The following is a 12,866-nucleotide window of genomic DNA, read 5'->3' as shown; positions in this document are numbered from 1 at the left end:
AGCTTTGCCATGACCACTCTCGCCGCAGGCGGGCTCATCGACTGGCAGATGAGCGCGCATTCGAGGCTTCTCTTCGATCTCGTGAGCTTTTCGATTTTCAGTGCCATCGCCGGCTGGCTCACCAACTGGACCGGTGTACTGATGTTGTTCTGGCCGGTCCACTTCCGCGGAATCCGGATCCCGGGCCTCGGTGTCCTGTATCCGTACTTCCCGCGCCGGGTGCAGGTGCTGCCGGTCTTTTCCGGCGACGGAAAGCGATTCGGATTTCAGGGCTTCACCCCGGCGCGAGCGGAGAAGATGGCCAGTATCTGTGTCGACAAGGCGCTCATGCGGATCGGCAGCCCGCGTGACTTCATCGACGAACTCGACCTGGACGGCATCGCCGACTACATCGCCGAACTCGTACGCGCACAGGTTCGCCCACTTGTCGACGAGGTGATGTCGCGGGAGAACCAGGCATTGTGGCGCACAGTGCCGAGACCGGTGAAGCAGGTCGTCTACCAGCAGGTGGACCGAGAGCTCCCGGCCTTGTGTCGCCGAGCCTTCGACACCTTGGGCGACAGCGTCGACCAACTGATCGACGTCAAGAGCTTCGTGATCCGCTACCTGCAGGAAAATCCGTACATACTCAAGGATCTCACCACGACTGTCGCGGCCCCGGAGTTACGGTTCATGGTCCGGATCGGTTTGCTCGGTGGGCCCTTCGGCCTGGTTCTAGCTCTCTACCTGCAAATGCACCACAGCATTCCGGTGCTCGGAGGGATTCCCGGCTGGCTGATCATCGTGGTCGCCGCGGCGATGATCGGCGTCGCTGTCAATGTCATCGCGGTCAAGATGGTGTTCGAACCCGGTGATCCACAGCCGCGGTACAAGTACCTGTGGCGGCAGGCGCTGCTGGCCAAACGGCAGCCGCAGGCGGCAAAGGATCTCGCCCAGGTCTTGGCCTGCCAGGTACTGACGCTGCCGAACCTGTCGAAGGAGCTGCTCGACGGTCCCAACGGGGACAAGACCCGCCGACTCATCGAGCACGTCATCTCCGCCGAGATCCACCACCAGCTCGGCCCCACCCGATCGATGGTGCGAATGGCGTTCGGCGAAAGCCGATTCGACAGTCTCGAGATCGGCGCGGTCGACGCCGCGGTGGGCTTGGCCCCGAGCCTGGTCGAGGACCGGGAGTTCGCGCATGAACAAGCGGCGAAGATCAACGAATTCGCCGCTCGCAAATTCCAGTTGCTGACCCCGGGCGAATTCATGGAAATGTTCTACGCCTCGGTCGAGCAGGACGCCTGGCTGTTATACCTGCACGGCGCGCTGCTCGGCTTGATGGTTGGCGCGACCCATGTGGCGTTGTTCGGCGGGTGAGCCCGCTCCTGACCATCGAAACGCTTGAAGCTCAACACAATCAGCGATGTCACAACGTATGGCCGCTGAGCATACCGCCGATCGGCGCTTTTGCCGTCGCTTTCCCGTTGGAGGACCAGAATTGAAGACCTATCCAGTACGCACTCATCGTTCCGCCGATCACTTTCCCAAGGGGGAGCACCTCGCCTGGCGGATAGCAGAGGTCGCCACCGATTCGGTCGGCGTGCCCGCGGAAACAGCCGAGATGATCATCAATCGGATCATCGACAATGCCGCCGTCGCGGCCGCCTCGCTGACCCGACGCCCGGTCGCCAATGCCCGAGCTCAAGCCCAGGCGCACCCGTTCGGTCCCGGATCGACGGTATTCGGAATCGATAGGACGTTTTCGCCGGAGTGGGCGGCGTGGGCAAACGGTGTCGCTGTGCGGGAACTCGACTTCCACGACACGTTCCTCGCGGCGGAGTACTCCCATCCCGGCGACAATATTCCGCCGATCCTGGCCGTCGCGCAGCATGCGGGCCGCAGCGGCGCGGACCTGATCCGGGGCCTGGCCACCGGATACGAGATCCAGATCGACCTGGTGCGTTCGATCTGCCTGCACGAGCACAAGATCGACCACGTCGCCCACCTCGGGCCCTCGGCCGCGGCCGGCATCGGCACCCTGCTGGGACTGGACACCGACACCGTCTACCAGGCCATCGGGCAGGCGTTGCACACCACCACCGCGACCCGCCAGTCACGCAAGGGCGAGATCTCCAGCTGGAAGGCCTACGCTCCCGCGTTCGCCGGGAAGATGGCCGTCGAAGCCGTCGATCGCGCGATGCGCGGTGAGGGCGCGCCGTCGCCGATCTGGGAGGGCGAGGACGGAGTCATAGCGTGGATGCTCGGCGGGCCGGATGCCGAGTACAACGTTGCGTTGCCCGGACCCGGCGAAGCCAAGCGCGCGATCCTCGACTCGTATACCAAGGAACACTCGGCCGAGTATCAGAGCCAGGCACCGATCGATCTGGCGCGCCGGATGCGTGAGCGGGTCGGCGACCTCGAGCAGATCGAATCCATTGTGCTGCATACCAGCCACCACACTCACGTCGTCATCGGCACCGGCTCGGGCGACCCGCAGAAATTCGACCCCACCGCCTCCCGTGAGACGCTCGACCATTCGGTGATGTACATATTCGCCGTCGCCCTGCAGGACGGAACCTGGCATCACGAGCAGTCCTACGCACCCGAGCGGGCGCAGCGCCCGGACACCGTCGCGCTGTGGCGCAAGATCTCCACCGCCGAAGATCCGGAGTGGACACGCCGCTACCACTCACCCGACCCCACCGAGAAGGCGTTCGGCGCCCGCGCCGAGATCAGGTTGCGCAACGGCGACGTGATCGTCGACGAGTTGGCCGTGGCCGACGCGCACCCGCTCGGCGCCCGGCCCTTCGCCCGCGATCAGTACATCGAGAAGTTCTGCGCCCTCGCCGAGGGTGTCATCGACCCGGTCGAACAGGACCGGTTCCTCGACGCCGTCCAGCGCACCCCCGACCTGAAGCCCGGTGAACTCAGCCAGCTCACGTTCACCGTTCCCGAGGCCGTGCTGGCCCGCGCGCCCAAACTCGCGAAGGGACTGTTCTGATGACCGGACTCATCGCCGCCGCCACCTCCGCCACCGACAAACGCATCGTGTTCCGCTCGGGCCTAGCCTCCGGAAACATCCAACGGCTGCCCGGCGCTTTCAATCCCCTGGTGGCCAAGCTGATCCAGGAGATCGGCTTCGAAGGCGTCTACGTCTCCGGCGCCGTCGTCTCCGCAGACCTCGCACTACCCGATATCGGTCTGACCACCCTGACCGAAGTCGCCGGTCGCGGGCAGCAGATCGCCCGGGTCACCGACCTGCCGACCCTGATCGATGCCGACACCGGGTTCGGTGAGCCGATGAGCGCCGCCCGCACGATCACCGTTCTCGAGGACGCCGGCATCGCGGGCTGTCACCTCGAAGACCAGGTCAACCCGAAGCGATGCGGGCACCTCGACGGCAAGGCTGTCGTGCCGACCGACGAGATGGTCCGGCGGCTGCGGGCAGCGGTGTCGGCGCGCCGGGACCCGAACTTCGTCATCTGTGCCCGCACCGATGCCGCGGGCATCGACGGCATCGATGCCGCGATCGACCGGGCCAAGGCCTACGCCGACGCGGGGGCCGACCTGATCTTCACCGAGGCACTCGCGGACGAGTCCGAATTCGAGAAGTTCCGCGCTGCCGTGGATATCCCGCTGCTGGCGAACATGACCGAGTTCGGCAAGTCCGAGCTGCTCTCCGCGGCGCAGCTGCAAGATCTCGGTTACAACGCGGTCATCTACCCGGTCACCACGCTGCGACTGGCCATGTTCGCCGCCGAACAAGGACTTCGCGAAATAGCCGCAACAGGAACGCAATCCGGACTGCTCGACCAGATGCAACACCGCAGCCGCCTGTACGAACTGCTCGGGTACCAGCGCTACAACGAATTCGATTCCGGCATCTTCAATTTCACCGTCGAGGGAGGTCGGCGATGACCGGCACCATATCGCCCACAATCTGCAAAGGCCTGGCCGGTGTCGTCGTCGACACGACGGCGATCTCCAAGGTGGTGCCCGAGACCAACTCGCTGACCTACCGCGGCTATCCGGTGCAGGACTTGGCCGCGCACTGCAGCTTCGAGCAGGTCGCCTACCTGCTGTGGCACGGCGAGCTGCCGACGGATTCTCAGCTCGCGCTGTTCCTCGCGCGTGAGCGCGCGTTCCGGCGGGCTGATCGGTCAATGCTCTCGCTGCTGGCGAAGATGCCCGAGAACTGCCATCCGATGGATGTCGTGCGCACCGCGATCAGCTATCTGGGAGCTGACGATCCCACCGAGGATGACAACTCGGCCCAGGAGAACCTGGAGAAGGCGCTGCGGATGACGGCAGTGCTTCCCACGATCGTCGCGGCCGACTTCCGGCGTCGCCATGCGCTCGACCCGATTGCGCCACGTACCGATGTGGGGTTCGCGGAGAACTTCCTGAACATGTGTTTCGGTACGGTGCCCGATCCAGCGATCGTCAAGGCATTCGAGGTTTCGCTGATCCTGTACGCCGAGCACAGCTTCAACGCCTCCACGTTCGCCGCGCGCGTGGTGACCTCCACACAGTCGGACATCTACAGTGCGGTCACCGCCGCGATCGGCGCGCTCAAGGGGTCACTGCACGGTGGTGCCAACGAGGCCGTCATGCACGACATGCTCGCGATCGACGATCCCGCCCGTGCCGAGGACTGGCTTGTGGCAAAGCTCGCCGCCAAGGACAAGGTGATGGGGTTCGGCCACCGTGTCTACAAGAACGGTGATTCGCGTGTGCCGACCATGAAGTCCGCGTTCCACGACGTCGCCGAACAGACGGGTGGAGAAAAGTGGGTGCGCATGTATGACGCACTCGAAAAGACGATGGTGAACGCGACCGGCATCAAACCGAACCTCGACTTCCCGACCGGCCCCGCCTACTACCTGATGGGTTTCGACGTCGAGATGTTCACCCCGATCTTCGTGATGAGCCGCATTACCGGCTGGTCCGCCCACATCATCGAACAGGGCGCGTCCAACGCGCTCATCCGCCCGCTGAGCGAATACTCCGGGGTACCGCAACGCGCGGTACTACCAAAACCAACGTAGGGACGTCAGCGGACCGAATGGCAGTGCGCGCCAAAGCGTGAACGGCGATGTCGAGTCCGCGCGGGCGGATCGATTCTGATCACCGGACTCGTCGTTACTCGTCCGAACCTGGCAGACGTTCTAGTTGCACGTCGCGGACGGCGCCAGGATTCGGCATGAGGTTTCACCTGTGTCCCTGTTCGTGGGGCTTGGTGAAAAATGGGGCGTTGACGACTTCCGGTGTTCCTACTGCAAGGCTGCAGTGAACAGGCCTGTTAAACCACTTCCACTCGTTGGGCACACCATGTTCGAGCGCTTCAAACCAACATCCGCAGAGCCGGATGTCATTGTCCAGATCCACTGGTCCGACATCGGGGGCGACTGCTTGGATCTGTTCTACGAGGCCTGCGTGAGCGCCGCATGCCGGTTTGTGGCCGCTTTCAACGCCTCTCATACCGACGCCATCGCGACGATGTTCGCCGACACCGCTGCGCTGTTGCTGCCGCGCCTACCATGCGAACGAAACTGGGTGATTTCATGACATCCATACCCGGCCCTCGACCCTGACGGCATGGTCACAACTGTCGGCTCTCGCATCGAAATGCCCTCGGGACCCGTTTCTGTGAGCGGAGACTGTTCGCGTCTGCCTGATCAATCCCAGCCATAACCGCAGCGGTGGCAGTGGCGCTCGCTGGTTCTACCACTGGAATAGGGTGATCCTGGACGACCCGTTCTACGTTCAGGCGCTGAACGGGTATCTCCCGACACCGTGACGGTGCGAGGGCATGGGAAAGGAGGCTCGAGGTGAGATGGACTGTTGCGATCCCGAAACCCGGGTCGGTCCCGCCTGCTGCGGCAGGCTTGGACGGCAACGCCGACACCCTCGCGCAGGCAGCCCATGCCCTCGTCGACACCGCTCGCGCGTATCTCACGCGCCAGCAACGCGAACCCAGCCCGGAGTCGGTCGAGGGACACCTAGACGGAGTTCGGGTCACTATCGACCGACTGCTCGACCCTGCCGTCCCGGCGAGTGAAGTCGCCGACGCAATAGTCGTGGCCGCGACGGCGAGATCAGCGACGCCGCCTGCCTCTGTGACCAAGGAGACAGGCAGCACGCGACCACGGCAATCCATCCATCCGGGTGACCTCGGTGCCCAACTGAGCCGGATCCAGCAGTGGATGAGAAGCCGGCTCGGCACGGATGCATTCGCCGCCGCGTCCGAAATCGATGTCGATGCGGTCCAACACCGTTGGTCGCTGCAGTTCCCCGCGGAACTCACCGTGTTGTTCAGTCGCGTCGACAGATATCTGCCCACGCTCATGCCCGGCTACGACCTGCTGGCAATCGAGCGCAGCGAGCAAGTCCGAACCCTGTGGCTGGACCTCGGCGCTGACCAACGTCAACGTTATCCGGATTTCGCAGCCGAGTTCGATCCGGTCACACTCAGCGCCGAGCCTGCCGGCAAAGCCAGCGAGCTGTTCTTACCTGAGTTCGTCCCGGTCGCCGATCGCGACGGCACCACCCTGTTCGTCGACACCCGCAGCGGGCACCTGTCGGGCTGTGTCAGCGCCTACAGCGCCCAGGGCGCCGGCGAGGGAGCACTGTGGACATCGGTCACTGCGATGTTCGCGGCACTGGCCGACAGCCTGGAAGAGGGCACTATCCTGCTGGATGCACGCCCCGTCGTCCGCGACAATAGTTTGGTGTGGGAGCGGTAGTTCTTGAGCCACCCGCAGTTGGGTAGGTCGCCGGGGGACTCGACACGCTTCGGTCAGTCGGCTGGCACGCATTGCCACTGCGGCACAGCGATCGGATGCGGGCGCCATGCGGAATACCTGGGGGTTTGAGGAGCATCCGGGAGGAAGGTCAGGCTGAGTGAACAGGTTGAATCTGTCTGTCGTGCTGGTGCTTTCATGTCGGCGTGATTGATGAGGGCATGTCCGGTTGCGGGCGTTTCCACCTGCACGCTCTCGGGGGAATACACCGACCGCTACGCGATCGGGTCGTCGAGGCGCTGTGTTCCTCATTCATTCTGTGGCCGCTGCCAGTAAGGCCCGTATGCCGCAGTGTTCCGGCGGAGACTGTAGGGATGATGCGAGCGATGTACTCGTCGAATGTGGGCGCAGGTGCAGGGCCTGACTTCGGCAAAAGATCCCGCGCTTGAATTCCTAGCTGTTCCAGTAGTTTTCGTGCGACCTACCTGCCTGCCAGGTCTTGATCGCCGCGACGTTCGCCAGTCGGGCGCTCGTAGACCACGTCGTCGCTACACGCGGTTCCGCGTGCATCGGTTGAGACACGATCAAACTGAACCCTCCGTGACCAATGAAAAGCTATAATAGCCATTTGATATGACAATGTGAGCATCGCGGACGTGACCACCATATTCACCAGCCCGAACCAAAAGCTTCCACACCAGACGCGAGCGAACCGCTGGAGAACACCAAACGGCCAGGGGCGCAGCGGCATCACCGGCGATCGCTCAGTCGCGTGACGACGTGGTCAATGCCTACCGCTTGGAGCAACCGAGAGGAGACCAGAGATTAACACCTCCAACCTCCCGGGAGGCTTTTGGCGCCTCCGCCGAAGGATGCCGAGCGGAGACTGGCGCCTCCATCGAAGAAAGCTGAGCGGTGACTTTCAACTGACGAACGTCGGCATCGACGAAGCAAACAACGTCCGGGTCGATCCATCAAAGATCGCGTGCAGCCACGAGCACCTACCCAATGGCCAGACCGTTCTGCGAGATGACTATGTCGTGTTCCGCCTCGCCAGAGCGAATGGCAATTCGGTGCCGTCAAAGCTGTATCTCACCTGGAATGGCCGCAACGAGCCATACGAGATAGAAGTGCCGTCACGAAAGCGCCCGGCCGTACTGGTGAAGTGGAGCGAAGAGGCGATCGTCCGAATCGCGGCAAGTGTTGCTACTTTAGGAGCTGCCGGAATTGCCGTTCTTGTCGCGACGGGAAGTATTACCTCCGCCACGGCGGGTTTCGTAGCGATGGCAGGGTTGGCGGCAATCGTATTCGGAATTACAGCCCTTTCTCCGAGAATCATCAAATGGGATCTATTTCGTCACGTGAAATCGGTATCGGTGGGTCCTGCCGCATTGGAGATGTTCGAGCGAGCCAGCCTTTCGGCGTCTCTGACAAGCGAGGATACTACGGAGCAATCTCAAACCCTCTACGATCTCAAGCTTCGACTGGAAGCCAAGTTGACATACGTTGCCAAACATGTTCTCGCACCCAATCCCTACGAACCCGGCAATGTGCCGACATTTCTGACCATTGGCAGCCTGAAGGCTGACGAATACTTGACGGACGAACAAGCAAGGTTGGCATACGAAATCCTTGAGCTACGTGAAAGCGAGTTCCGCAATCTGACGGCTGACAGGCGGGAAATCATTCTCGCAGGCGCCAACAAATTTGTAGGTAATGTCCGTGCCGAAATATTCACCAGCCAGGTTCTAAAAGGCTTTGTTGCACAGGGGTGGAACACGACGCGCCGCGCCTACCCCGATATATCGGGCAACCGGGATCTGCGAGTCGGAGCGACAGACACCGAGGTCGTGCACCAGGTCATTCCAATATTCACGGCGAGCATGAAATCGGGCCTGGCTCGCAGGGCTGCGGCGGGGGTGGATAAGCGGTCCAAAGCCCGGGGTAAAGGCAAGGTGCTGATCGTTGTGCCGCCGCTGTCGAAAGCCAAGGGCACTGTGATCGAGAGTGGGCAATTGGAGATTCAGGTCGTCACACTCGAGGTGGCGTTAAGTCAGCTGGGAAAGCCGTAGCGGTATCCCTTATCGCAACCGCCACGATGTTCTGACATCGGCAACGGCGAACACGTGTCGCTTGGCTTGCCGGCCGCGTCCGTGATTGGGCCGATCGGTGCAGCACGGCGGCTCGATCTGCTCGCAGCCTAGGGCGGCCAATGGGACCGGAGCTACATGGCGGCGGGAGGGCGGTCTGGTTCTTCGTCGAGTCGGCGCAGCATGCTTGCCAATCACCGACACGGTTGACGGCGGGGACTGGGCGATTTTCGGTGACACCGAAGGCGTCCTTTTGCATGTGATCGACTTCGAGCGGTGGGCAGCATTTGCTCACCGACGAGCTTCGAAACGCGGTGGCCCCGCTCGCGCCACGAGCGGAGATTTCCATCGACTGGAATCAAGGCGGAAGCCGCTGATCGCCGTTACATACAACAACTGCCGAACGCAAGCTCATCGGCAGTTGAGTGCGTTCGCCGGCTGGTGCCGCGGACCTTCGCGACCGCGCGCCCAGCGGCATTACAGGGTGTTCGTCGGTCGCGCCCGAGTCTGCGGTTCGCTCGCCAAGAGCAGGGAAGGCACCGTGTACGCGGAGCCCTTCGGACGGAACGCGGCATCGTTGGCAACGTTGTGCTCCCCGCGCGAGCGGGGATGAGCCCGAAGTGCTGCGGTCCCGCATCGACTTCCGCACGTGCTCCCCGCGCGAGCGGGAATGAGTCTGCGGGCGCGACCATGATGAGCACAGCGACGACGTGCCCCGCGCGCGAGCAGCGGGTGTGCCGTCCTCGGCCCACTGAGACGGCCGAGGTGCCAACATCGAATTCCCGAAGATGCGAGCGAGTCGTCTGGTGGACAGCCGTGGCCTCATAGATGCCGCTTGTGTCTGTCGAGTCTGCCGAGGAGTAGGAAGGACCGACATCCGCCGCGGCTCTGTTGCCCTCATTGGCGGCTCGTATCCGCCTAGGTCAGTCGCTGGCCAACGTGGCGCGCCTGAGCTGAAACGCGGTCATTCGCATACTTATTCACTTCTGCTACGCGGGCCGACTTGTTAGCGAATCTGGGCATGGAGCCGACTGGGCCCGTCGGGCGTGCAATATACGTGCAATAGTGCAGCCCAATGTTGCCTATCCGTGCGTACGGCTGCGTGATCGCGATGGAGGGCAAAGTTCCTGGTAGATGCCGATATTTCGAGGCGGGAGCAGGTTTCGGCCGCCTGGTGTCTGCCGGTTCGAAACCAGCTTGGGCACCGGTTTCGGTGGCATCTGATCGCATGGGCACGCCGACCACGGGCGCGTAGGGATCTCGTCGACGTTGAACGACTCCGGTCACGATCGCTACCCGGCCGATTTGTCGATTCTGGAGTCTGTGCTTGCCTATGAGTGAACATCAGAGATGCACCACCTCGTGATCGGCAAGGTGCTGACAGGCGAGGCAGCGTTCCGGTCAGCGCGTCGGCGGGAAGTATGTCCTTGGACGGGCTGCTGATCGCGGACTTCGGCCGGGTGCTCGCCGGGCCGAACGCCGCAATGCTGCTTGCCGATCTCGGTGCCGACGTCATCAAGATCGAGCGCGCCGGAGTCGGGGACGATACCCGACAGTGGTGGCCACCTCGGGTGGGCTCGCGAACTCGATGGCCTGGCCCGGCTCCCGCCGTCGGATCGCGTGCTCGGTGCCGGGCAGACCGCGCAAGCCATGCTTGGCCCAAGCCCAGAGGGAGGTCCGAAGCCCAGAGGAAGGTCCGATCCTCGGCGAAGGGCCCAATCGGAAGGGTTCGATGCCGATCCCTCTGAATCCGGAATGTGCGGCAGAAGACCACACAGGCGATCGCCGTGCCGCGGCTGTCTCCCCGCAGGGCCCGGCTGCTTGCCGTGGCCCCGTCCGACCGCGACGGTGTCGATATCGGCGCAATTTTGGAGTACTCCACCACTCGGGTCAGTTCTGCGTGGTAATGGAATCGTCGATGCTGATCCCGAGGACGAGAGGTCGATCATGGCTATCCGCTACACGGTTGCTGCACGTGACACCATGTCGGCACTGGCCAGCCGCTTCTACGGCGACTCGTCGCTGTATCCGGTGATCGCGATCGCAAACCGGATCGCCGACCCGAACGTGATCAGGGTCGGTCAGGTGCTCATCGTTCCCGGGCTCACCGCCACCCACACAGTGGTCGTAGGCGACACACTGTCCGGTCTGGCCGAGCGGTTCTACGGCGACCGCGCGCGGTTTCCGCTGATCGCGGCCGCCAACAAGCTCGCCGACCCGAACATGATCACCGTCGGGCAGACCCTGATCATCCCCGACCTGACCCTCGCCAAGCACACGCTGTTCTGTGTGCCCGGCACGTGGGAAGCCGTCGCCGCCGCCAACGCCAATCCGGGCGGAATCAGCCCGTCGGACCCCATCGGTATGCTGACCGGCATCACCAACGCCCTCGACCCGCAATGGTTCGACATCGAATACGTGAACTATCCCGCCAGTTTCGGACCCGTCCCCGGCGGCGGCGACGCCCTGCTCGACGCTCTGGGCCGACCGTCCTACAGTGCCTCCCGCGACATGGGCATCGCCGAACTGACCAGACTGATCAACGCGCACGCCGGGTCGTTCGGCCTGCTCGGCTACAGCCAGGGCGGGGCAGTGGTCTCGCTGGTCGGTCGCGACATCGTGTCCGGTTCACTGCAGGGCCGACGCGGCGACTGTCACTGGGTACACGCCCTCGCCTCACCGCATCGCGGGTTGGGCCGTACCTTCCATCTCGGCAATTCCCTTGCCTACCAAGGCATCTCGGGCGACAACATCACCGAAACCCACCCCATCGACTGGTTCGACTACTGCCTGCCCGGAGACATCTACGGCAATGCCAACATCGCGGGCACCTACTTGAAACAGGCCTACGACATCGCCACCGAATTCACCCTCACCGACCCGGTCGCCATGATCACCGGGATCGCCGAACACATTGTCGACTGGGTGAACTCAGGAATTCTGGGACCGATCGATCCCGCCCGCCTGTTCGCCACCGCAGTGGACCTCAACAACTTCCTGCGCGACTTCCCCCACGACAAATACGGAATCTGGGACATCATTCCCGAACGCACCGTACTCGCCCACTCGGCCGCTCACCTCAACTACTGGGGACCACACATCGCACCGGCCTGACAGCGCACGGCTGTCGGCCGCCAGCCTCTAGGTCATGTCTCCCAATAGCTTCAGCCATTCGACCGTGAGAGCCATGACGATCCCGGCCCGGTAAGTGCAGGCCAGTTTGTCGTAACGAGTCGCGACCCCACGCCAGTGTTTGGCCTTGTTGAACGCCCGCTCGACCACATTGCGCCCCTTGTAAGCATCCGAGTCGAACCCGGGCGGGCGCCCACCGGCACGACCTCGACGTTTCCGGTTGGCGACCTGATCAGACCGCTGCGGGATCACCGCCACGATCCGCTTGCTCCGCAACAGATTTCGATTCGCCGTCGAGGAATACGCCTTATCGGCCAGGACCCGATCAGGATTCCGGCGCGGCGGACCACCAACCAATCGCGGGACCGCGATCGCGTCGAGCGCCGCGGGCATCACAGGACAATCTGCGGCCTGGCCCCCGGTGATCAACACCGCCAAACCGCGACCGTTGCCATCGGTAACCAGGTGGGCTTTGGTAGTCAGCCCGCCCCGAGACCGGCCGATCCCGTGATCAGCCGGCTCCTAACTCACCATCCGGGCCGGCCACCGCGCCGCCACTGCGACGGGTGTTGGCGCCGTGTTGATGAACCCGCACGATCGTCGAATCGACCGAAACTACCCAATCGAGGTTGCCGGTCGCATCCGCCAACGCGGTCAACGCGACCAGCACCCGATCCCAGGTGCCGTCGGCGGCATACCGGCGGTGCCGTTTCCGCACTGTCTGCCACGGACCGAATACCTCGGGCAGTCCCGCCAGGGCATCCCGGTCCGCAACCGTAACAACATTCCCTCCACGACAGGCGGTTGATGGCGAAGTTACGGCCCACGCGGCCATCGGATTTCGGTAACAGCAGCTCGAGCAGTTCCCACTGGTTGTCCGTCAGAACCTGATGCCGATCACCGATAGTCTCCGCCA

Annotated in this window: 8 protein-coding genes and 2 pseudogenes; 9 read left to right on the top strand and 1 reads right to left on the bottom strand. The window is 63.3% G+C overall.

Going from position 1 to position 12,866, the window contains the following annotated elements; all coding sequences use genetic code 11:
• The first annotated feature begins 9 nt into the window (after positions 1-9).
• From ACFVJ5_RS30785 to ACFVJ5_RS30745, 9 genes and pseudogenes are all read left to right on the top strand, one after another.
• On the top strand, positions 10-1,362 hold the full coding sequence (locus tag ACFVJ5_RS30785; RefSeq protein ID WP_379225519.1) for a hypothetical protein: 1,353 nt from the start codon (positions 10-12) through the stop codon (positions 1,360-1,362).
• A 121-nt stretch (positions 1,363-1,483) separates the two neighbouring features.
• Positions 1,484-2,986 carry a 2-methylcitrate dehydratase PrpD gene (gene prpD / locus ACFVJ5_RS30780; protein ID WP_379225517.1) on the top strand — a complete coding sequence of 501 codons (1,503 nt, stop codon included), beginning with the start codon at positions 1,484-1,486 and terminating at the stop codon, positions 2,984-2,986.
• Positions 2,986-3,903 carry a methylisocitrate lyase gene (prpB, locus tag ACFVJ5_RS30775; protein ID WP_379225515.1) on the top strand — a complete coding sequence of 306 codons (918 nt, stop codon included), beginning with the start codon at positions 2,986-2,988 and terminating at the stop codon, positions 3,901-3,903. Before prpD ends, prpB begins: the two co-directional genes overlap by 1 nt.
• Positions 3,900-5,033 (top strand): bifunctional 2-methylcitrate synthase/citrate synthase, encoded by a 1,134-nt coding sequence (locus tag ACFVJ5_RS30770; RefSeq protein ID WP_379225513.1) that lies wholly within the window; start codon positions 3,900-3,902, stop codon positions 5,031-5,033. Before prpB ends, ACFVJ5_RS30770 begins: the two co-directional genes overlap by 4 nt.
• A gap of 169 nt (positions 5,034-5,202) precedes the next feature.
• Positions 5,203-5,553, top strand: coding sequence for a hypothetical protein (locus ACFVJ5_RS30765; protein ID WP_379225511.1), 351 nt, complete (start codon positions 5,203-5,205; stop codon positions 5,551-5,553).
• Positions 5,554-6,065: 512 nt separating this feature from the next.
• A complete protein-coding gene (locus ACFVJ5_RS30760; RefSeq protein WP_379225509.1) occupies positions 6,066-6,731 on the top strand; it encodes a hypothetical protein in 666 nt (221 codons plus the stop codon).
• 869 nt (positions 6,732-7,600) lie between these two features.
• Complete coding sequence (locus tag ACFVJ5_RS30755) at positions 7,601-8,800, top strand: hypothetical protein (protein ID WP_379225507.1); 1,200 nt, start codon at positions 7,601-7,603, stop codon at positions 8,798-8,800.
• A 1,439-nt stretch (positions 8,801-10,239) separates the two neighbouring features.
• Positions 10,240-10,410: pseudogene (locus ACFVJ5_RS30750) on the top strand (CoA transferase); the annotation flags it as partial.
• A 355-nt stretch (positions 10,411-10,765) separates the two neighbouring features.
• Complete coding sequence (locus tag ACFVJ5_RS30745; RefSeq protein WP_379225505.1) at positions 10,766-11,932, top strand: LysM peptidoglycan-binding domain-containing protein; 1,167 nt, start codon at positions 10,766-10,768, stop codon at positions 11,930-11,932.
• A 27-nt stretch (positions 11,933-11,959) separates the two neighbouring features.
• On the opposite strand, the pseudogene ACFVJ5_RS30740 reads toward ACFVJ5_RS30745, so the two are convergent.
• Positions 11,960-12,834: pseudogene (locus ACFVJ5_RS30740) on the bottom strand (IS5 family transposase).
• Positions 12,835-12,866 lie beyond the last annotated feature (32 nt).

Origin of the sequence: Nocardia sp. NPDC127606 (assembly GCF_042671725.1) — a bacterium.
In the GTDB taxonomy this organism is placed as follows: domain Bacteria; phylum Actinomycetota; class Actinomycetes; order Mycobacteriales; family Mycobacteriaceae; genus Nocardia.
This window is presented reverse-complemented; position numbering and strand designations above follow the sequence as displayed.

Excerpts from the sequence above, each read along its gene's own strand:
- ACFVJ5_RS30785 (WP_379225519.1), top strand. The coding sequence starts at position 10 with ATGACCACTCTCGCCGCAGGCGGGCTCATCGACTGGCAGATGAGCGCG.
- ACFVJ5_RS30770 (WP_379225513.1), top strand. The coding sequence starts at position 3,900 with ATGACCGGCACCATATCGCCCACAATCTGCAAAGGCCTGGCCGGTGTC.
- ACFVJ5_RS30745 (WP_379225505.1), top strand. The coding sequence starts at position 10,766 with ATGGCTATCCGCTACACGGTTGCTGCACGTGACACCATGTCGGCACTG.
- ACFVJ5_RS30755 (WP_379225507.1), top strand. The coding sequence starts at position 7,601 with ATGCCGAGCGGAGACTGGCGCCTCCATCGAAGAAAGCTGAGCGGTGAC.
- prpB (WP_379225515.1), top strand. The coding sequence starts at position 2,986 with ATGACCGGACTCATCGCCGCCGCCACCTCCGCCACCGACAAACGCATC.